Origin of the sequence: Micromonospora globbae, assembly GCF_003610785.1 — a bacterium.
GTDB classification, from domain to species: Bacteria; Actinomycetota; Actinomycetes; order Mycobacteriales; family Micromonosporaceae; genus Micromonospora; species Micromonospora globbae.
Genome location: NZ_RAQQ01000023.1, coordinates 46981 through 66440, shown reverse-complemented (window position 1 = coordinate 66440; position 19460 = coordinate 46981). Strand labels below are relative to the sequence as shown.

At 75.0% G+C, this 19460-nt stretch carries 19 protein-coding genes; 17 read left to right on the top strand and 2 right to left on the bottom strand.

Annotated elements, in window-relative coordinates:
• The first annotated feature begins 374 nt into the window (after positions 1-374).
• From infC to D7I43_RS26140, 7 genes are all read left to right on the top strand, one after another.
• Positions 375-980 carry a translation initiation factor IF-3 gene (infC, locus tag D7I43_RS26170; RefSeq protein ID WP_120331235.1) on the top strand — a complete coding sequence of 202 codons (606 nt, stop codon included), beginning with the start codon at positions 375-377 and terminating at the stop codon, positions 978-980.
• 20 nt (positions 981-1000) lie between these two features.
• Positions 1001-1195, top strand: a complete 195-nt coding sequence (gene rpmI / locus D7I43_RS26165) for a 50S ribosomal protein L35 (RefSeq protein WP_120331234.1) — start codon at positions 1001-1003, stop codon at positions 1193-1195.
• Between the two features lie 31 nt (positions 1196-1226).
• Complete coding sequence (gene rplT / locus D7I43_RS26160) at positions 1227-1619, top strand: 50S ribosomal protein L20 (RefSeq protein ID WP_120331233.1); 393 nt, start codon at positions 1227-1229, stop codon at positions 1617-1619.
• 73 nt (positions 1620-1692) lie between these two features.
• A complete protein-coding gene (locus tag D7I43_RS26155; protein WP_120331232.1) occupies positions 1693-2541 on the top strand; it encodes a TrmH family RNA methyltransferase in 849 nt (282 codons plus the stop codon).
• Positions 2542-2709: 168 nt separating this feature from the next.
• Positions 2710-3780 carry a phenylalanine--tRNA ligase subunit alpha gene (pheS, locus tag D7I43_RS26150; RefSeq protein ID WP_120331231.1) on the top strand — a complete coding sequence of 357 codons (1071 nt, stop codon included), beginning with the start codon at positions 2710-2712 and terminating at the stop codon, positions 3778-3780.
• A gap of 39 nt (positions 3781-3819) precedes the next feature.
• A complete protein-coding gene (gene pheT / locus D7I43_RS26145; protein ID WP_120331230.1) occupies positions 3820-6366 on the top strand; it encodes a phenylalanine--tRNA ligase subunit beta in 2547 nt (848 codons plus the stop codon).
• A 27-nt stretch (positions 6367-6393) separates the two neighbouring features.
• Complete coding sequence (locus tag D7I43_RS26140; protein WP_240033163.1) at positions 6394-6840, top strand: S26 family signal peptidase; 447 nt, start codon at positions 6394-6396, stop codon at positions 6838-6840.
• Positions 6841-6892: 52 nt separating this feature from the next.
• On the opposite strand, the gene D7I43_RS26135 is transcribed toward D7I43_RS26140, so the two are convergent.
• Positions 6893-7108, bottom strand: coding sequence for a hypothetical protein (locus D7I43_RS26135; RefSeq protein WP_120331229.1), 216 nt, complete (start codon positions 7106-7108; stop codon positions 6893-6895).
• Between the two features lie 162 nt (positions 7109-7270).
• Here D7I43_RS26135 and D7I43_RS26130 point away from each other — a divergent pair, with 162 nt between their 5' ends.
• From D7I43_RS26130 to D7I43_RS26120, 3 genes are read left to right on the top strand one after another with little or no spacing between them, the layout of a single operon-like run.
• Positions 7271-7822, top strand: coding sequence for a MauE/DoxX family redox-associated membrane protein (locus D7I43_RS26130; RefSeq protein ID WP_120331228.1), 552 nt, complete (start codon positions 7271-7273; stop codon positions 7820-7822).
• Between the two features lie 31 nt (positions 7823-7853).
• A complete protein-coding gene (locus D7I43_RS26125) occupies positions 7854-8393 on the top strand; it encodes a TlpA family protein disulfide reductase (protein WP_120331227.1) in 540 nt (179 codons plus the stop codon).
• The gene (locus D7I43_RS26120; protein ID WP_120331226.1) at positions 8390-10231 is read left to right on the top strand and encodes an ABC transporter ATP-binding protein; all 1842 of its coding nucleotides are present in this window, start codon (positions 8390-8392) and stop codon (positions 10229-10231) included. The genes D7I43_RS26125 and D7I43_RS26120 overlap by 4 nt, the downstream gene beginning before the upstream one ends.
• Here the strand turns inward: D7I43_RS26120 and D7I43_RS26115 are convergent.
• Positions 10182-12038: an AfsR/SARP family transcriptional regulator gene (locus D7I43_RS26115; RefSeq protein WP_120331225.1), complete on the bottom strand. Its 1857-nt coding sequence runs from the start codon at positions 12036-12038 to the stop codon at positions 10182-10184. The genes D7I43_RS26120 and D7I43_RS26115 overlap by 50 nt on opposite strands.
• Before the next feature lie 207 nt (positions 12039-12245).
• Here D7I43_RS26115 and argC point away from each other — a divergent pair, with 207 nt between their 5' ends.
• The 7 genes from argC to D7I43_RS26080 are packed head-to-tail and all read left to right on the top strand — an operon-like array spanning position 12246 to position 19452.
• Complete coding sequence (gene argC / locus D7I43_RS26110) at positions 12246-13247, top strand: N-acetyl-gamma-glutamyl-phosphate reductase (RefSeq protein WP_120331224.1); 1002 nt, start codon at positions 12246-12248, stop codon at positions 13245-13247.
• A 46-nt stretch (positions 13248-13293) separates the two neighbouring features.
• Entirely contained in the window at positions 13294-14466 is a 1173-nt protein-coding gene (argJ, locus tag D7I43_RS26105; RefSeq protein ID WP_120331223.1) for a bifunctional glutamate N-acetyltransferase/amino-acid acetyltransferase ArgJ, read from the top strand.
• Positions 14467-14524: 58 nt separating this feature from the next.
• Entirely contained in the window at positions 14525-15466 is a 942-nt protein-coding gene (gene argB, locus D7I43_RS26100; RefSeq protein WP_120331222.1) for an acetylglutamate kinase, read from the top strand.
• Complete coding sequence (locus D7I43_RS26095) at positions 15463-16758, top strand: acetylornithine transaminase (protein WP_120331221.1); 1296 nt, start codon at positions 15463-15465, stop codon at positions 16756-16758. Before argB ends, D7I43_RS26095 begins: the two co-directional genes overlap by 4 nt.
• Positions 16755-17732 carry an ornithine carbamoyltransferase gene (gene argF / locus D7I43_RS26090; RefSeq protein ID WP_120331220.1) on the top strand — a complete coding sequence of 326 codons (978 nt, stop codon included), beginning with the start codon at positions 16755-16757 and terminating at the stop codon, positions 17730-17732. Before D7I43_RS26095 ends, argF begins: the two co-directional genes overlap by 4 nt.
• The gene (locus tag D7I43_RS26085) at positions 17729-18244 is read left to right on the top strand and encodes an arginine repressor (RefSeq protein WP_120331219.1); all 516 of its coding nucleotides are present in this window, start codon (positions 17729-17731) and stop codon (positions 18242-18244) included. Before argF ends, D7I43_RS26085 begins: the two co-directional genes overlap by 4 nt.
• On the top strand, positions 18241-19452 hold the full coding sequence (locus D7I43_RS26080) for an argininosuccinate synthase (protein ID WP_120331218.1): 1212 nt from the start codon (positions 18241-18243) through the stop codon (positions 19450-19452). The genes D7I43_RS26085 and D7I43_RS26080 overlap by 4 nt, the downstream gene beginning before the upstream one ends.
• The last annotated feature ends 8 nt before the right edge of the window (positions 19453-19460 follow it).

Genomic DNA, 19460 nt, shown 5'->3' with positions numbered 1-19460 from the left:
CGCGTCGCGCCGGACGTTCAGGCACGCCGACCCGCGTGCCCGGTTTGGGCAGCGGTCGGCCGAGGGTGTAGTGTTGTCGAGTCGACCAGGCTGTCCCGTGCGGTGTCACTTGCTAAGGAGGCGCCGGCATGGGCGGCCATGAAAGTGGAGCGCCTGCTCCCACCCGAGTCGCCGTCGAGGCGGCCGGGTCCGGTCACCGGTTCCGGGCACGTCCCGGCACCGGATGCGCGATCATGTGATCGTGCCGACCGGTCGAGCGGGCCCTGGCATGCGCCGGGGCCTTCTGCTTTCCGGGTCGGTTCCCGCCGGGAGCCGCAGGGTCGGCACGTAGCAGACACTCGACTCGAGGAGGCCCCATCAGCGTCGAACCACGCGTGAACGAGCAGATCCGGGCACGTGAGGTCCGACTGGTCGGCCCCGAGGGTGAGCAGGTGGGCATCGTCCCGCTGGAGCGCGCCCTTCAGCTGGCCGCGGACGTCGATCTGGACCTGGTCGAGGTTGCGCCGATGGCGCGCCCGCCGGTGTGCAAGCTCATGGACTTCGGCAAGTTCAAGTACGAGAGCGCACTGAAGGCGCGCGAAGCGCGGCGTAACCAGCAGCAGACCGTCATCAAGGAGATGAAGCTCCGGCCGAAGATCGATCCGCACGACTACGAGACCAAGAAGGGTCACGTGGTGCGGTTCCTCAAGGCCGGCGACAAGGTCAAGGTGACGATCATGTTCCGCGGTCGCGAGCAGAGCCGACCGGAGCTGGGTTACCGGCTCCTGCGCCGGCTCGAGTCGGAGATCTCGGAGCTGGGGTACGTCGAGGCCGCTCCGAAGCAGGACGGTCGCAACATGATCATGGTGCTCGCGCCGCACCGCGCCACCAAGGCGGCCGCCACGGCGGCCCGCGGCGGCGGCGCCTCGCGCGAGCGTGAGACGGGCGCCGAGACGCCGCCGGCCGAATCGGCCGGGCCCGCCGGGACCACCGGCGAGTAACAGGGGAGAAGACGTTCCACATGCCGAAGATGAAGAGCCACACGGGTATGGGCAAGCGGGTCAAGGTGACCGGCAAGGGCAAGATCGTTGCCCAGCAGGCCGGTATGCGCCACAACCTGGAGAAGAAGCCCTCCACCCGTACCCGTCGGCTGACCGGCACCGTCGAGGTGGCCAAGGCCGACGTGAAGCGCATCAAGAAGCTGCTCGGCCGCTGACGCGCGCCACCTGACGTAAGAAGGAGTTGAGATGGCACGCGTCAAGCGGGCTGTGAACGCCCAGAAGAAGCGCCGTACCCTGCTGGAGACCGCCAGCGGCTACCGCGGTCAGCGCTCCCGGCTCTACCGCAAGGCCAAGGAGCAGGTGCTGCACTCGATGCAGTACGCCTACCGGGACCGCCGCGACCGCAAGGGCGACTTCCGGCAGCTCTGGATCCAGCGGATCAACGCGGCCGCCCGTGCCAACGGGATGACCTACAACCGCCTGATCCAGGGTCTCCGGCTCGCCGGCATCGAGGTCGACCGGAAGATCCTGGCCGACCTGGCCGTCAACGACGCCGCCGCGTTCGCGGCGATCGTCGAGAAGGCCCGCGCCGCCGTGGCGGCCGAGGGCACCGGCGGTGCGGCGGCCCAGGCCGCCTGATCCCCTGCAGCTGAAGTCGAGGCGCCCCTCGTCGACCCCGACGGGGGGCGCCTCGCTGCCTGTCGAGGAGACCATGCTCTTCACGCCGCGTACGCCCCGGGTGGTCGCCGCCCGCCGACTGCACCGCCGCCGGGACCGTGAGGCCACCGGGCGTTTCCTCGCCGAGGGCCCGCAGGCCGTACGCGAGGCGCTGGCCGCGCCCGGCGTCGTCACCGAGCTGTTCGGCACGCCGGCCGCGCTGGACCGCCACGCCGAGCTGGCCGCGCTCGCGGCCGGCGGTGACGTCCCGGTCTCGGCGGTGACCGACGACGCGCTCGCCGCCCTCGCCGAGACGGTGACCCCGCAGGGCCTCGTGGCCGTCTGCCGGCACCTCGACGTGCCGCTGGACCGGGCGCTCGCGCGGGCGCCCCGGCTGGTGGCGGTACTCGCCGAGATCCGGGACCCGGGCAACGCCGGCACGGTGCTGCGGACGGCCGACGCCGCCGGCGCCGGGCTGGTGATCTTCGCCGGTGACGCCGTCGACCCGTACAACGGCAAGTGCGTGCGGGCCTCGGCCGGCAGCCTGTTCCACGTGGACGTGGTCCGCGCCCCCGACCCGGCGCAGGTGGTCGGCGCGCTGCGCGCGGCCGGTCTCGCCGTGCTCGCCACCACCGGCTACGGCGAGGACGACCTCGACGACCTCGCCGACGCGGGCCGGCTCGCGGCGCCCACCGCCTGGCTGTTCGGCTCGGAGGCGCACGGCCTGCCGGCCGCGCTCACCGACGCCGCCGACGCGCGCGTGCGGGTGCCCCTGCACGGGCGCGCCGAGAGCCTGAACCTGGCTGCGGCGGCGGCCGTGTGCCTGTACTCTTCAGCGAGAGCTCAGCGCCGGCCGCGAGACGGCCGGGCGCACGTCACGACCGGGGAGACCGACCGTCCATGAACGCGCCACGGCGTTCGTTTAGCCAGCCCGCCGGTGCCGGCGGGCGGCGGGCCTGACCTGCTCCCTGCGCAACTCCCACCGGCGGGCTGCGGCGAAGCCGCGCGTCCGTAGACTCGCTTCGCCGTCCCGTGCAGGGCCGGCGCCGCCGTGAGGGAGTGCCCGTACGCCATGACCTACCGCAACGATCCGTACGACCCGAAGCAGGTCGCCCTGCTCGACCCGGCCGCCCTGGCCGAGGCCGTGGCCGACGCCGAGAAGGCGTTCGCCGCCGCCGGTGACCCGGACGCGCTGACCGCGCTGCGCCCGGCGCACCTCGGTGACCGGGCGCCCGTGTCGCTGGCCCGCCGGGAGATCGGCGCGCTGCCGCCGGCCGCGAAGGCCGACGCCGGCAAGCGGGTCAACGAGGCCCGCCGGGCCATCGAGGCCGCCTACGCCGCCCGCGCCGAGGTGCTGGAGCGCGAGCACGCCGAGCGGGTGCTGGTCGCCGAGCGCGTCGACGTCACGCTGCCGTACGACCGGCAGCCGCGCGGCGCCCGCCACCCGTTGAGCACGCTCATGGAGCAGATCAGCGACCTCTTCGTGGGGATGGGCTACGAGGTGGCCGAGGGCCCCGAGGTCGACCTGGAGTGGGTCAACTTCGACGCGCTGAACATCCCGGCCGACCACCCGGCGCGCGGGCTCATGGACACGTTCTACATCGACCCCGCCGACCGCTCGGGTCTGGTGCTGCGGACGCACACCTCGACGGTGCAGACGCGCACGATGCTGGGCCGCAAGCCGCCGATCTACGTGATCTGCCCGGGCCGGGTCTACCGCACCGACGAGGTGGACGCCACCCACAGCCCCGTCTTCCACCAGGCCGAGGGCCTCGTGGTGGACAAGGGCATCACGATGGCGCACCTGCGCGGCACGCTCGACCACTTCGCGCGGGCCATCTTCGGCCCCGACGCGCGGACCCGCTGGCGGCCGCACTACTTCCCGTTCACCGAGCCGTCGGCGGAGTTCGACGTCTGGTTCCCGGAGCACCGCGACGGTCCGCGGTGGGTCGAGTGGGGCGGCTGCGGGATGGTGAACCCCCGGGTGCTGCGCGCCTGCGGGATCGACCCGGAGGTCTACTCCGGCTTCGCGTTCGGCATGGGCATCGACCGGACCCTCATGGTCCGGCACGGGGTCAGCGACATCCGCCACCTCTTCGAGGGCGACGTCCGGTTCAGCCGGGCGCTCGGGACCGGGGCGTAGGCGATGCGGGCACGAGTTACGGAGACGGTGGTCTGAGTCATGCGAGTTTCTGTCAGCTGGCTGCGGGAGTACGTCGACCTCCCCGCCGACCTGCCCACCGGTGACCTGGAGCAGGCGCTGGTCGACCTCGGCATCGAGGTCGACTCCGTGGCCGACCTGCGGGAGAACGTCACCGGGTCGCTGGTGGTCGGCGAGGTGCTGGAGATCGAGGAGCTGACCGGCTTCAAGAAGCCGATCCGGTTCGTCCGGGTCGACGTGGGAGCCGCCAACGGCACCGGCGAGCCGCAGGAGATCGTCTGCGGGGCGCGCAACTTCGCCGTGGGCGACCGGGTGGTGGTCATCCTCCCCGGCGGCGTGCTGCCCGGCGGGTTCGCCATCGGGGCGCGCAAGACGTACGGGCGGGTGTCGAACGGCATGATCTGCTCGGCCCGGGAGCTGGGCATCGGCGACGACCACGCGGGCATCCTGGTGCTGCCCGAGGACAGCCCGGCCAAGCCCGGCGACGACGCCCGGCCGGTCGTCGGCCTCGACGAGGTCGTGCTGGAGTTGGACATCACCCCCGACCGGGGGTACGCGCTGAGCCTGCGCGGGCTGGCCCGGGAGCTGTCGCACGCGTTCGGCGTGCCGTTCCGCGACCCGGCCCTGGCGCCGGCGCCGGGCGGCACGGCCGAACCGGCGTACCCGGTGCAGGTGCGGGACACGGTGGGCTGCGACCGGTTCGCCGCCCGGATGGTCCGCGGCGTGGACCCGGCCGCGCCCACGCCGGCCTGGATGCAGCGGCGGCTCACCACGGCGGGCATCCGCAGCATCTCGCTGCCGGTCGACATCACCAACTACGTGATGCTCGAACTGGGCCAGCCGATGCACGCGTTCGACGCCGACCGGATCGCCGGGCCGCTCGTGGTCCGTCGCGCCGAGGCGGGGGAGAAGCTGACCACCCTGGACGGTGTCACCCGCGTCCTCGCCGCCGAGGACATGGTGATCTGCGACGACACCGGCCCGATCTCGCTGGCCGCGGTGATGGGCGGCGAGACCAGCGAGGTGGTCCCCGAGACGACCAACGTGCTCTTCGAGGCCGCGCACTGGGACCCGGTGATGGTGGGGCGTACGGCCCGCCGGCACAAGCTGTTCAGCGAGGCGGCCAAGCGCTGGGAGCGGGGTGTCGACCCGGCGCTGCCGCTCGTGGCCCTGGAGCGGGCCGTGCGGCTGCTCACCGAGTACGGCGGCGGCACCGTGGACGACGAGATCCTGGACATCGACAACGTCCGCCCGCGTACGCCGATCACCCTGCCGGCCGACCTGCCGACCCGCCGGATCGGCGTCGACTACCCGCCGGCCCGGGTGGTCGCCCTGCTGGAGCAGGTGGGCTGCACGGTGACGCAGGGCGCGGACCGGCTCGCCGAGGACCCGGGGGCGGTGGGCGTGGCGTCCGGTGCCGGGGTCGCCCTCACGGTCACCCCGCCGACCTGGCGCCCCGACCTCACCGACCCGGCCGACCTCGTGGAGGAGGTCGTACGCCTCGACGGGTACGACCGGGTGCCGTCGGTGCTGCCGGTGGCGCCGGCCGGCCGCGGCCTGACCTGGCAGCAGCGGCGGCGCCGCACGGTCGCGCAGGCGCTGGCCGACCGGGGCTACGTGGAGGTGCTCGCCCACCCGTTCGTCTCGCCCGAGCTGCCCGACCTGCTCGGGCTGCCGGCCGACGACCCCCGCCGGCCGGCGGTGCGGTTGGCCAACCCGCTCTCCGACGAGGAGCCGCTGCTGCGGACCACGCTGCTCGGGCCGCTGCTCGGCGTGCTCAAGCGCAACCTCGGCCGGGGCCACCGCGACCTCGCGCTCTACGAGATCGGTGCGGTCTTCCACCCGCGCCCGGGCGCGGGCAGCCCGCCCGCGATGGGCGTGGACCGGCGGCCGACCGACGCGGAGTTCGCGGCGGCCGACGCCGTGGTGCCCGACCAGCCGCGGCACGTCGCGGCCGTGCTGGCCGGCGAGATCGAGCTCTCCGGCTGGTGGGGCGCGGGACGCGCCGCCGGCTGGGCGGACGCGGTCGAGGCCGGCCGGACGGTGCTCACCGCCGCGGGCGTCCCGCAGGACCGGATCGAGGTGCGGGCCGCCGAGTACGCGCCGTGGCACCCCGGCCGGTGCGCCGAGCTGGTCGTGGACGGCGCCGTCGTGGGACACGCCGGTGAGCTGCACCCGACCGTCGTCGCGGCGCTGGAGCTGCCCCGGCGCACCTCCGCCATGGAGCTGAACCTCGACCTGTTGCCGGCCCCGCCGGTGCTGCCGGCGCCGGAGGTCTCCGGTTTCCCGCCGGCGCTGATCGACGTGGCGCTGGTCGTGGACGAGAACGTGCCGGCGGCGCAGGTCCAGCGCGCCCTCACCGAGGGCGCCGGTCACCTGCTGGAGGACGTGCGGCTCTTCGACGTCTACACCTCGGAGCAGCTCGGCGCCGGGCGCAAGTCGCTCGCGTACAAGCTGACCTTCCGGGCGCCGGACCGGACCCTCACGGTGGAGGAGGCGGTGGCCGCCCGGGACGCCGCGGTGGCCGTGGCGGCCGAGCGCTTCGGCGCCACCCTGCGCGGCGCCTGACCGGTGCCGGCGGTCGGATGGCTGGCGGTGGCGGTCGTCCTCGTGGCGGCCGCCGCCGGCCTGCTCTGGGCCCGCCGGCACCTGATGCTGGTGTCGGTGGTGGGCCGCAGCATGGAACCCACGCTGCGGCCGGGTGACCGGGTGCTCGCCCGGCGGGTGCCGCTGGGGGAGGTCCGCGCGGGTGACGTCGTCGTGGTGGTGGCCCCCGCGGCGATGACCGCCGGTCACCCCACGCCGCCCGGTGACGGCGAGCGCGGCCTGCTCATCAAGCGGGCGTACGCGGTGCCCGGTGATCCGGTGCCGGTGGACCGGGTGCCGCTGCTGCGGCAGCGACCGGAGCGGGAGGTTCCGCCCGGGCACCTGGTGGTGCTGGGGGACAACCCGCCGTTCAGCTACGACTCGCGGGAGTGCGGGTACATCCCGGAGCGGGACGTGCTCGGGGTGGTGGTCCGGCCGCGGCTGCGCGAGGGCTGACGGGGACGTGCCGCGCGGCCGTGGACCGGCCACGCGGCACCCCCGAGCGCGATCAGCACAGTGAGGTCATGCTGCTGGCTCCGGCCGAGCAGTAGTAGCCGCACGAGCCGCAGTTCACCGCGCACGAGCCGCTGTAGCTGCACCGCTTGAAGTAGCAGGTGCCGCACACCGCACACCACGGGTCCGGCGGACAGCCGGCGGCGGCCGTCACCTTCGGCACGAACACCCCGAGCAGCCGCTCGCCGAGGCTCTCCAGTCGACGGAACATCCGTTCACCTCCCTCCGATTGTCGTCGATCGATGCGGGGACGCTACGGCCGCCCCGTACACCGGACCTACAGCCGGCGTCGGCGACGGCGTACCTCGATGTATCCGCGCCGTATCCCCCGCTCCTAGCGTGGGCCTCCGTCGTGACGAGGAGGTGCGGACGGATGCGAGCGACCGAGCTGGCCGCGCGGCTGCTGCTGGCCCTGGTGTTCCTCGCCGCGGTGGTCGGCAAGCTGCGCACCCGGGCGGCCTTCGCCGGGTTCGTCGTGTCGGTGGGCCAGTTCGGCGTGCCCGCACGCTGGACCCGGCCGGTGGCCCGGCTCGCCGTCGCCGCCGAGGCGGCCGTCGTCGTGCTGCTCGCCGTCGGGCGTACCGCGCCCGCGGGACTGCTGCTCGCCGCCGGACTGCTGGCCGTGCTCACCGCCGCGGTCGTCGGCGCGCTGCGCCGTGGCGCGCGCCCGGCCTGCCGCTGCTTCGGGAGCGCCGACGCGCCGGTCGGCCCCCGGCACGTGGCGCGCAACGTGGCCCTCGCCGCGGTGGCCGTGCTCGGCCTGCTCGGCGGGGCGGTGGCCGGGCCGTCGCTGTCGCCGGCCGCCGCGCTGCTCGCCGCCGGGGTGGCCGTCCCGCTGGCCGCCGTGGCCGTCCGTCTCGACGATCTCGTGGCCCTGTTCGCCCCCACGCCGTCCCGGACCACCCGCCCGGCCGGCCGACCCTGACCCCCGCCCGGCAACCCGTGAAGGAGTCCCCATGGCGCTGTTGACCGTCGCCGTCGTCCTCGTCGCCGCGCTCGGCCTGCTCAACCTCGTGCTGCTGCTCGGCGTGATCCGCCGGCTGCGCGAGCACACCGACCTGCTCGGTGAGCGCCAGGCGGCGCCGCCGGAGGTGATGCTGGAGGTCGGTTCCATCCCCGGGGACTTCGTCTCGACCACCGTGGACGGTGCGGTGCGCACCCGGGCGGACATCCCGCCGATGACGCTCGTGGCGTTCCTGTCGCCGGCCTGCGAGCACTGCGCGGAGCAGATCCCGCTGCTCGTCGACCGGGCGCGGACGATGCCCGGAGGGGCCGCGCACGTCTGGATCGTGGTGGTCGGCAAGGGCCCGGACACCGAGCCGTACGCCGCGCAGTTCGCCGGCCTCGCGACGGTCTTCGTCGAGCCGGGAAGCGGCCCGCTGCCGCTCGCCTTCGGCGTCAAGGGGTACCCCGCGTTCGGGCTGCTCGACGAGCGCGGGATCGTGGCGTCGACCGCCTTCGGCATCGCCCGGTTGGACCTGCCGGTGGCCTCGTGACGGGCCCGCGACTGGCGCCGCGCCGGGCCGCCCGGCACACCCGGGCGGCCCTCGGGCTCACCTGGCGCGCCGCGCCGGCGGGCACCACGGCCGACCTGCTGCTGGCGGTGCTCGCCGGGGTGGCGCCGGTGCTCGTGGCCGCGCTGACCAAACTCGTCCTCGACGGGCTCACCCGGGGCCGCTCGCCCGGGTCGCTGGCCCTGCTCGGCGTCGGCCTCGCGGTCGCCGCGGCAGCCGGCGTGCTCCTGCCCCACCTGCGCGCGTACGTGGAGAAGGAGCGGATGCGGGCGGTGAGCCGGCTGGTGCGCCGCCGGCTGCACGACGCGGTGCTGCGGCTGGTGGGCCTGGTCCGGCTGGAGGATCCGACGTTCCAGGACCGCCTCCAGGCCGCCCAGCAGACCGGCCACCTCGGTCCCACCCAGCTGACGGGCAACGCGCTCGGCGGCGTGCAGAGCCTCATCGCGCTCAGCGGCTTCCTCGGCGTGCTGCTGGCGCTCAGCCCCGTGATCGGCCTGCTGGTGCTGGCCGCCGCGCTGCCCACGCTCTGGCTCCAGTTGCGGCTCAACCGTGCCCGGGCCGCGATGGTGCTGCACCTGGAGCACTTCCAGCGGCGGGACCTGTTCTTCGCCCAGCTGCTGGTGGGCGTGCCGGCGGCCAAGGAGGTGCGGTTGTTCGGTCTCGGCCGGTTCCTCGGCGACCGGATGCTGGCCGAACTGCACGGCATGCACGCCGTCGAGCAGCGCCTGGACCGGCGCGAGCTGCGCGCCCAGAGCCTGCTCGGGCTGCAAGGGGCGGTGGTCGCCGGCGTCGGGGTGGTCTACACCGTGGCGGCGGCCGCCGCCGGCCGGCTCACCCCCGGCGACGTGGTGATCTACCTGGCCGCCGTGCCCGGGGTCCAGGGGGCGTTGGGCAGCCTGGTCGGGCAGCTCGGCGCGATCCACCGGGCGCTGCTCCTATTCGACCACTACGACGAGGTGGTCCGGGCCGAGCGCGACCTGCCGGTGCCGGCCGTGGCCCGGCCCGTCCCGCCGCTGCGGCGGGGCATCGAGCTGTGCGACGTCTGGTTCCGGTACTCGCCACGGCACCCCTGGGTGCTGCGCGGGGTGGACCTGTTCCTGCCGGCCGGCTCGACCACCGCTCTCGTCGGCCTGAACGGCGCGGGCAAGAGCACCCTGGTCAAGCTGCTCTGCCGGTTCTACGACCCGGAGCGCGGCGCGATCCGGTGGGACGGGGTCGACCTGCGCGAGTTCGACCCGGCGGCGCTGCGGGAGCGGCTCGGGGCGGTGTTCCAGGACTTCATGCCGTACGACCTCACGGCGGCCGAGAACATCGCGGTGGGCGACCTCGCCGCCCGGGACGACCCGGGGCGGCTGCGGGCCGCCGCGCGGCAGGCCGGCGTGGACGAGACCCTGGCGGCGCTGCCCCGCGGCTACGACACGCTGCTCACGCGGATCTTCTACGAGGGCCCGGACCGGGACGACGAGCAGGCCGGCGTGGTCCTCTCCGGCGGCCAGTGGCAGCGGGTGGCCCTGGCCCGCGGTTTCCTGCGGGCGGACCGTGACCTGCTGATCCTCGACGAGCCCAGCTCCGGGCTCGACGCCGAGGCCGAGCACGACCTGCACACCCGGCTGCGTGACCTGCGCCGGGGGCGGACCAGCCTGCTCATCTCCCACCGGCTCAACGCCGTCCGGGACGCGGACACGATCGCTGTGCTCGCCGACGGTCGCGTCGCCGAGTACGGGCGGCACGACGAGCTGCTCGCCGCCGGCGGCGGGTACGCCCGGTTGTTCACCCTCCAGGCCCGGGGTTACCGGGAGGACAGTCCCGCGTCGGTCTGACCCGGTGGGCGCCGGCCGGGGGGTCGGCGGCGTCGAGTTCGGCGGCGTAGAGCCGGACGAGGTCGCCGATGCGGTACCGGCCCGGACCGGCCGGCTCGGCGAGCTGCGCCGCCACGAGCCGGTCCAGCGCCCGTGCGGCCTCCTCGGTCGGCGCGTCGGCCAGCGCGGCGGCCAGTTCGGGTGTGACCGGTCCGGTGGGCGCGCCGCCGAGGCGGCGGAAGAGCGGCGCGGCCGGGCCGAGCCGGTGGTAGCTCGCGGTCAGCCGGGGACGCAGGCCGGTCTCCGCCAGCCGGTGGCCCTCGTCGCCCAGCAACCGGGCCAGGCGGGCCATGGTCCAGTGCGGGCACTCGGCGAGCCGGCCGGCGGCGGTGAGCAGCGCCAGCGGCAGCCCCTCGCAGAGCGCCACCACGGCCGCGGCGGCCTCCGGTTCCGCGTCCACGCGGCGGTCCCCGGCGACGGCCCGCAGCAGCGTCAGCCCGTCGACCGGTGGCAGCGGGTCGAGGCGCAGCGGGCGGTCGGTGTGGGGCACCGGGCAGCGGCTGGTGAGCAGCAGGGCGCAGCCGCCGCGTACCGGCAGCAGGCCGTCGACCTGGGCGGGGTCGGCGACGTTGTCGAGCACCAGCAGCACGCGGCGGTCGAACAGCAGCGACCGGATCCGCGCCCGTGCCTCGGCGAGGCCCAGCGGCACCGGCTCCGCGGCGCCGGCCCGGAACGAGCGCAGCACCCGCGCCGCCACCCGCAACGGTGACGGCGCGGTGCCCGCGACCGAGCCGCCGAGGTCGAGGTGGAGCTGGCCGTCGGGGAACGCGTCCAGGGCCGCGGCCGCGGCGTGCAGGGCGAGCGCGGACTTGCCGGTGCCGGCCATGCCGTACACGGAGACGGTGGCGGGGCGTTCGCGGGCCGTGGTGAGCGCGGTGCGAAGGCGTGCCAGCTCGGCGCGGCGGCCGACGAAGGGCGTGGTGGGGCAGGGCAGCTCGTGCGGCACGGGGGAGGCGGGGCGGAGGTCGCCCGGGGGCCGGTCCCGGGTGCGGGCGGGTGGGCGTCCCGCCGGTGGGCGCGGTTCGTGCCGCCGGACGGCCCGGTACAGCTCGGTCAGCTCCGGGCCGGGGGTGACGCCCAGTTCGCCGGCGAGGGCACGGCACGCGGCCCGGTACGTCGTGAGGGCGGCGGCGCGGTCGCCGGCCCGGCACTGGGCCGTCATGAGCAGCGCCCAGCCGGGCTCGCGGAGCGGGTTCTCCGCGAGGTGCCCGCGGAGCAGGGCGAGCAGCGCCGGGCTGCCCCGGTCGCCCAGGTCGAGCCGGCAGGCCGCGTACGTCTCCCGGCCGGCGGCCCGCCGCTCGCGGAGCCGGTCGAACGCGGCGGCGGTGGCCGGCCCGTACGCCGGGGGCGGCTCCGTGGCCGACCAGAGGGCCAGCGCCCGTTCCAGCAGCGGCGCGGCGTCACCGGGACGGCCGTCGGCGTGGGCCGCCTGCCCCTCGGCGACCAGCCGCTCGAACTCGGCGGCGTCCAGCTCGCCCGGATCCACCCGGAGCAGGTAGCCGCCGTTCTCCGCGCGCAGCCGGGCCGGCTCGCCGGGCGCGGTGAGCAGGTGCCGTAGGTGACTGGCATGGGTGCGCAGGTTCGCCACGGCCGAGGCGGGCGCCTGCCCGCCCCACAACTCCTGGCGCAGCCGCTCCACGGGCACCGCGAGCCCCGCGTGCAGCAGCAGGGTGACCAGCAGGGCGGTGGGCCGGCCGCCGGGCAGGCGCAGGGGCCGCCCGTCGCGAAGGACCTGTGCCGGACCGAGGATCCGGAACGAAAGTCCCATTCGTCCTCCGCTGCGTGCCCCCCGCGGGCCGTCTCCGGCCCCACACCAGAACGTTTCAATTATGACAGTCGATGGATTGCGTGGCGGTGCCCGCGCCGGGCCGAACGTTCGCCGACGTTCGCCAAATTCTCATGCAGTGGACCGTATGAACTTGCAGGGCGCGATCTTCGCTGCTAGCCTGGACTGCATAATCATGCGGAGGTGGGTATGGGAATCCGAGTCGCTGTCGCCGGGGCGAGCGGCTACGCCGGGGGCGAGCTGCTCCGCCTGGTCGCCGCGCACCCGGAGTTCGAGCTGGTCGCCGCCACCGCGCACAGCCAGGCGGGCCACCGGGTCGACGTCGTCCACCCGCAGCTCGCCGGCCTCGACATGGTGCTCGGTCCGGCCGGGCCCGACGCGCTCGCCGGCGCGGACCTCGTCTTCCTCGCCCTCCCGCACGGCGAGTCGGCCGCCCTCGCCGCGCAGCTGCCCGCCGACGTGCGGATCGTCGACCTGGGCGCCGACCACCGGCTCGCGAACCCGTACGACTGGGCGCACTACTACGGCGGCACCCACGCCGGCCAGTGGACCTACGGGCTGCCGGAGCTGCCCGGGCAGCGGGAGCTGATCGCCTCCTCCACGCGGGTGGCCAACACCGGCTGCTACGCCGCCGCCATCAGTCTCGCGCTCGCCCCGCTGATCGCCGCGGGCGCCGCCGAGCCGGCCGACGTCGTGGTGGTCGCCGCCTCCGGCACCTCCGGGGCGGGCCGCGGCGCCAAGGCCCACCTGCTCGCGAGCGAGGTGATGGGGGACCTGTCGCCCTACCGTGTCGGCACCCACCAGCACGTGCCCGAGATCAAGCAGGCCACGGGGGCGCGCAGCCTCTCCTTCACCCCGGTGCTCGCGCCGATGCCGCGCGGCATCCTCGCCACGGTCACCGCCGTGCCGGCCCGCGGCGTCGACCCGCAGGCGGTGCTCGCCGAGGCGTACGCCGACGCGCCGTTCGTACACGTGCTGCCCGAGGGGCGCTGGCCGCACACGGCCGCCACGCTCGGCTCGAACTCCTGCCACCTGCAGGCCACCGTCGACGTCGACTCGCGCCGGCTGATCGTCGTGAGCGCGCTCGACAACCTCGGCAAGGGCGCGGCCGGGCAGGCCGTGCAGAACGCCAACCTGATGGTCGGCCTGCCGGAGACCACCGGTCTGTCGGTGTACGGGGTGGCGCCGTGAGCACCGGGCAACCGAACGCGCGATTCGTGAACGAGGAGGTGCGCCCGTGACCGTCACCGTCCCGCAGGGGTTCCGTGCGGCGGGGGTGGCCGCCGGGTTGAAGACCGGCGGCGCGACCGACGTGGCCCTGGTGGTCAACGACGGACCGGCGACGGCCGTCGCCGGGGTCTTCACCGCCAACCGGGTGAAGGCGGCCCCGGTGCTCTGGTCCGAGCAGGTCGTGCACGGCGGGGCGGTCCGCGCCGTGGTGCTCAACTCCGGAGGCGCGAACGCCTGCACCGGTCCGGCCGGCTTCCAGGACACGCACGCCACCGCCGAGCACGTCGCCGCCGCCCTCACCGCCACGGGCACCGTGCCGGAACTCGGCGCCGGCGAGGTGGCGGTCTGCTCCACCGGACTCATCGGCGAGCGGCTGCCCATGCCCGCGCTGCTGGCCGGCGTCGACACCGCCGTGCGTGAGCTGTCGCGCGACGGCGGCGCCCCGGCCGCCGAGGCCATCATGACCACCGACACCCGGCCCAAGACGACCGTCGTGCCGGGCGCCGGCTGGACCGTGGGCGGCATGGCGAAGGGCGCGGGGATGCTCGCCCCGGCCCTGGCGACCATGCTCTGCGTCCTGACCACGGACGCGGTCGCCACGCCGGACGAGCTCGACGCCGCGCTGCGCGAGGCATGCCGGGTCACCTTCGACCGGATCGACTCCGACGGCTGCATGTCCACCAACGACACCGTCCTGCTGCTCGCCAGCGGCGCCTCCGGCGTCACCCCGGCGCCGGGCGAGCTGGCCTCGGCCGTCACCGCCGCCTGCCAGGACCTGGCCCGGCAGCTCATCGCCGACGCCGAGGGGGCCACCAAGGAGATCGCCGTCGAGGTGGTCGGCGCGGCGAGCGAGGACGACGCCGTCGAGGTGGGCCGGACGGTGGCCCGCAACAACCTCGTGAAGACCGCGCTGTTCGGCAACGACCCCAACTGGGGTCGCATCCTCGCCGCCGTCGGCACCACCGCCGCGGCGTTCGAGCCCGACAACCTGGACGTGGCGGTCAACGGGGTGTGGGTCTGCCGGGGCGGCGCCGCCGCGGAGGACCGCGCGAAGGTCGACCTCACCGGGCGGGACGTGACCGTCCGCATCGACCTGCACGCGGGCGCCGCCGAGGCCACCATCTGGACCACCGACCTGTCCCACGCGTACGTGCACGAGAACTCGGCCTACTCGTCATGAAGACGAACAACCCGGTGACGTGGGGTCCCGTGGCCGCGAACGCAGGGGAGGCACGGGCGTGACCCTCTCCGCCGACCTCACCCGCTCCCAGGCGAAGGCCGCCACGCTCATCGAGGCGCTGCCCTGGCTGGCCCGCTTCTCCGGCTCGACCGTCGTCGTGAAGTACGGCGGCAACGCCATGGTCGACCCCGAGCTGCAGCGGGCGTTCGCCGCCGACATGGTCTTCCTGCGCTACGTCGGTCTGAAGCCGGTCGTCGTGCACGGCGGCGGCCCGCAGATCTCCGCCATGCTGGGGCGGCTCGGCATCACCAGCGAGTTCCGGGGCGGCCTGCGGGTCACCACCCCGGAGGCCATGGACGTGGTCCGGATGGTCCTGGTCGGCCAGGTCGGGCGGGAACTCGTCGGGCTGATCAACGCGCACGGCCCGTTCGCGGTCGGCCTCTCCGGCGAGGACGCCGGGCTGTTCACGGCGGTGCGCCGGCCGGCGTACGTCGACGGCGAGCCGGTCGACGTCGGCCAGGTCGGCGACGTCGAGTCGGTCGACGTCTCGGCCGTCACCGACCTCATCGCCGCCGGCCGGATCCCGGTGATCTCGACGGTCGCGCCCGACGCGGACGGGGTGCTGCACAACCTCAACGCGGACACCGCCGCGGCCGCGCTCGCGGTCGCCCTGGAGGCCCGCAAGCTCGTCGTCCTCACCGACGTGGCCGGCCTCTACGCCAACTGGCCGGACACGACCAGCCTGATCTCCGAGATCAGCGCGGACGACCTGGCCAAGCTGCTGCCCACCCTCGAGTCGGGGATGGTGCCCAAGATGGAGGCCTGCCTGCGGGCGGTGCGCGGGGGAGTGCCCGCCGCGCACGTCGTCGACGGCCGGGTCGCCCACTCGACGCTGCTCGAGGTGTTCACGTCGGATGGGTTCGGCACCATGGTCGTGAGCGCGAGGAGTGAGCCTGCGAGCCCCGCAGTCGCGAACAAGGAAGGCGGAGTGCCGTCATGAGCACGCTCGTGCAGCGCTGGCAGCAGTCCATGATGGACAACTACGGCACGCCACCGCTGGCGCTGGTGTCCGGCTCCGGCGCCGTCGTCGTCGACGAGGGCGGCCGGGAGTACGTCGACCTGGTCGGCGGGATCGCGGTGAACGCGCTCGGGCACGCCCACCCGGCCGTGGTGGCCGCCGTGACGAAGCAGGTCGCCACGCTGGGGCACGTCTCGAACCTCTACGTCGCCGAGCCGCCGGTCGCGCTGGCCGAGCTGCTGCTGGCCCTCGCCGGCCGCCCCGGCCGGGTGCTGTTCGTCAACTCCGGCGCGGAGGCCAACGAGGCCGCGTTCAAGCTCTCCCGGCTCACCGGCCGCGGCCACGTGGTCGCCACGCGGGGCGGCTTCCACGGCCGCACGATGGGCGCCCTGGCGCTCACCGGGCAGCCGGCCAAGGCCGACCCGTTCCGCCCGCTGCCCGGCGACGTGACGCACGTCGACTACGGCGACGTGGCCGCGCTGGAGGCCGCCGTCACCGACGCGACCGCCATGGTGATCCTGGAGCCGATCCAGGGCGAGAACGGCGTGGTCGTGCCGCCCGCCGGCTACCTGGCCGCGGCCCGGCGGATCACCGCCCGCCACGGCGCCCTGCTCGTGCTCGACGAGGTGCAGACCGGGGTCGGGCGTACCGGGCACTGGTTCGCCCACCAGGCCGAGGGCGTCGAGCCGGACGTGGTGACGCTCGCCAAGGGGCTCGGCGGCGGGCTGCCGCTCGGCGCCACGCTGGCCTTCGGGCGGGCCGCCGACCTGCTCACCCCCGGCTCGCACGGCACCACGTTCGGCGGCAACCCGGTGAGCTGCGCCGCGGCCCTCGCCGTGGTGAGCACCATCGCCCACGAGGGGCTGCTCGACCACGTCAAGCGGGTCGGCGAGCGCCTGCGCCGCGGCATCGAGGCGCTCGGCCATCCGCTGGTGTCCGGCGTACGCGGGGCCGGCCTGCTGCTCGGCGTGGTGCTCACCGCGCCGGTCGCCCCGGTGCTCGCGGAGGCGCTGCGTGAGGTCGGCTTCCTCGTCAACCCGGTGCAGCCCGGCGTGGTCCGGCTCGCGCCGCCGCTGATCCTCACGGCCGAGCAGGTGGACGCGTTCCTCGCGGCCCTCCCCGCCGCCCTCGACGCCACGGCGCCGGCCGCCGTGACGCCCGCCGGCACCACGCCCGCCGCCACGCCGGCCCCCGCCGGCGTCGACCCCACGCCGCCGGCCACCGCCGGACCGACCGCCCCGACCACGACCGCCACCCCGGAGACGACCACATGACCCGCCACTTCCTGCGCGACGACGACCTGAGCCCCGCCGAGCAGGCGGCCGTGCTGGACCTCGCCGTCCGGATGAAGGCGGACCGCTTCGGGTACCGGCCGCTGGCCGGTCCGCGGTCGGTGGCCGTGCTGTTCGACAAGCAGAGCCTGCGCACCCGGATCTCGTTCGACGTCGGCATCTCCGAACTGGGCGGCCACCCCCTCGTCGTGGACACCCAGGTCACCCACTTCGGCCGGGGTGAGACCCTCGGCGACGCCGGGCGCGTGCTGTCCCGCTACGTGGCCGCCATCGTGCTGCGCACGTACGGCGACGACCGCATCGCCGAGGTCGCCGCGGGGGCGAGCGTCCCGGTGGTCAACGCGCTCACCGACGGCTTCCACCCCTGCCAGATCCTCGCCGACCTGCTCACCGTGCGGGAGCGGTTCGGGGGCACCGCCGGCCGGACCCTCGCGTACGTCGGCGACGCCGCCAACAACATGGCCCACTCGTACCTGCTGGGCGGCGCGACGGCCGGCATGCACGTCCGGGTGGCCGGCCCGGCCGGCTTCACCCCCGACCCGGCCGTGGTGGCGCGGGCCGCGGAGATCGCGGCCGGCACCGGCGGATCGGTCAACGTGCTGACCGACCCGGTCGAGGCGGTCAAGGGGGCCGACGCGGTCGCCACCGACGCCTGGACCTCGATGGGGCAGGAGGACGACGGGCTGGACCGGGTGACCCCGTTCCTGCCGTACCGGGTCGACGCCGACCTGCTGGGCCAGGCGGCGCCGGGCGCGATCGTGCTGCACTGCCTGCCCGCCCACCGGGGCGAGGAGATCACCGACGAGGTGCTCGACGGCCCGCAGAGCGCCGTCTTCGACCAGGCGGAGAATCGGCTGCACGCCCAGAAGGCGCTGCTCACGTTCCTCCTCGAGGCCGCGTCCGTGGCCCCGGACGCGGCCGCGCCGGGCGCCACCGCGACCAGGGAGACCACATGACCGCCCCGCTGACCCGCGCCGCCCGCCACGCCCGCATCGTCGAGCTGATCCGGGACAAGGCGATCCACTCGCAGACGGAGCTGGCCGAACTGCTGGCCGGCGACGGCATCCAGGTCACCCAGGCGACCCTCTCGCGCGACCTCAAGGAACTCGGCGCGGTGACCGTACGCGGCGGCGACGGGCGCGGCGTCTACCTGATCCCCGAGGACGGCCACCGGCCGCTGCGCGAGGCGGAGACCGCGCCGGCGCGGCTCGTCCGGCTGCTGCACGAGCTGCTCAACGGGGTCGACTCCAGCGGCAACATCGCCGTGCTGCGCACCCCGCCGGGCGCCGCGCACTACCTGGCCAGCGCGTTGGACCGAGCGGGCCTGCCCGAGGTCGTCGGCACGATCGCCGGCGACGACACCATCCTCGTCGTGGCCCGCGAGGCCGACGGCGGAGCCGCGCTCGGCGAGAAGCTCGCCGGCTGGGCCCGCCGGGAAGAGAACGTTGAAGGGAGCACCACACCATGACCGAGCGGGTCGTCCTCGCATACTCCGGAGGGTTGGACACCTCCGTCGCCATTCCGTACCTGGCCGAGCAGACCGGCGCCGAGGTGATCGCGGTCGCCGTCGACGTCGGTCAGGGCGGCGAGGACATGAACGTCATCCGGCAGCGGGCCCTGGACTGCGGCGCCGTGGAGTCCGAGGTGGTCGACGCGCGCGACGAGTTCGCGGCCGAGTACTGCCTGCCGGCGATCCGCGCCAACGCCCTCTACATGGACCGGTACCCGCTGGTGTCCGCGCTGTCCCGGCCGCTGATCGTCAAGCACCTGGTGGCGGCGGCGCGCAAGCACGGCGGCACGATCGTCTCGCACGGCTGCACCGGCAAGGGCAACGACCAGGTCCGCTTCGAGGTCGGGCTGGGCGCCCTCGCCCCCGACCTGAAGATCATCGCGCCGGCCCGGGACTTCGCCTGGACCCGCGACAAGGCGATCGCCTTCGCCGAGGAGAAGGGCCTGCCGATCGACGTGTCGGCGAAGTCGCCGTACTCCATCGACCAGAACCTGTGGGGCCGGGCCGTGGAGACCGGCTTCCTGGAGGACATCTGGAACGGGCCGATCGAGGACCTCTACTCCTACACCGCCGACCCGGCCGAGCCCCGCGACGCCGACGAGGTCGTCATCACGTTCGACGCCGGCGTGCCGGTCGCCATCGACGGCGAGACGGTCACCCCGTACCAGGCGATCCTGGAGCTGAACCGGCGGGCCGGCGCGCAGGGCGTGGGCCGGCTCGACATGGTCGAGGACCGCCTCGTCGGCATCAAGAGCCGCGAGGTGTACGAGGCGCCGGGCGCCATCGCGCTCATCACCGCCCACCAGGAGCTGGAGAACGTCACCGTCGAGCGGGACCTGGCCCGGTTCAAGCGGGGCGTCGACCAGCGCTGGGGCGAGCTGGTCTACGACGGTCTCTGGTTCTCCCCGCTGAAGCGGTCCCTGGACGCCTTCATCGACGACGCCCAGCGGCACGTGTCCGGCGAGGTGCGGCTGACCCTGCACGCCGGGCGGGCCACCGTCACCGGGCGGCGCTCCGAGGCCAGCCTCTACGACTTCGGCATGGCCACCTACGACACCGGCGACACGTTCGACCAGTCGCTGGCGAAGGGCTTCGTGCAGCTGTGGGGGCTGCCGAGCCGGATGGCCGCCGCGCGGGACGCCCGGTTGGGTGGTTCGCAGTCTTGACCCTCAAA

Coding starts and splice junctions, on each gene's coding strand:
- pheT (WP_120331230.1), top strand. CDS start 3,820: ATGCGAGTTTCTGTCAGCTGGCTGCGGGAGTACGTCGACCTCCCCGCC.
- D7I43_RS26095 (WP_120331221.1), top strand. CDS start 15,463: ATGAGCACGCTCGTGCAGCGCTGGCAGCAGTCCATGATGGACAACTAC.
- rplT (WP_120331233.1), top strand. CDS start 1,227: ATGGCACGCGTCAAGCGGGCTGTGAACGCCCAGAAGAAGCGCCGTACC.
- argF (WP_120331220.1), top strand. CDS start 16,755: ATGACCCGCCACTTCCTGCGCGACGACGACCTGAGCCCCGCCGAGCAG.
- D7I43_RS26135 (WP_120331229.1), bottom strand. CDS start 7,108: ATGTTCCGTCGACTGGAGAGCCTCGGCGAGCGGCTGCTCGGGGTGTTC.
- D7I43_RS26155 (WP_120331232.1), top strand. CDS start 1,693: ATGCTCTTCACGCCGCGTACGCCCCGGGTGGTCGCCGCCCGCCGACTG.
- rpmI (WP_120331234.1), top strand. CDS start 1,001: ATGCCGAAGATGAAGAGCCACACGGGTATGGGCAAGCGGGTCAAGGTG.
- D7I43_RS26125 (WP_120331227.1), top strand. CDS start 7,854: ATGGCGCTGTTGACCGTCGCCGTCGTCCTCGTCGCCGCGCTCGGCCTG.
- D7I43_RS26115 (WP_120331225.1), bottom strand. CDS start 12,038: ATGGGACTTTCGTTCCGGATCCTCGGTCCGGCACAGGTCCTTCGCGAC.
- D7I43_RS26130 (WP_120331228.1), top strand. CDS start 7,271: ATGCGAGCGACCGAGCTGGCCGCGCGGCTGCTGCTGGCCCTGGTGTTC.
- D7I43_RS26085 (WP_120331219.1), top strand. CDS start 17,729: ATGACCGCCCCGCTGACCCGCGCCGCCCGCCACGCCCGCATCGTCGAG.
- pheS (WP_120331231.1), top strand. CDS start 2,710: ATGACCTACCGCAACGATCCGTACGACCCGAAGCAGGTCGCCCTGCTC.
- D7I43_RS26080 (WP_120331218.1), top strand. CDS start 18,241: ATGACCGAGCGGGTCGTCCTCGCATACTCCGGAGGGTTGGACACCTCC.
- argC (WP_120331224.1), top strand. CDS start 12,246: ATGGGAATCCGAGTCGCTGTCGCCGGGGCGAGCGGCTACGCCGGGGGC.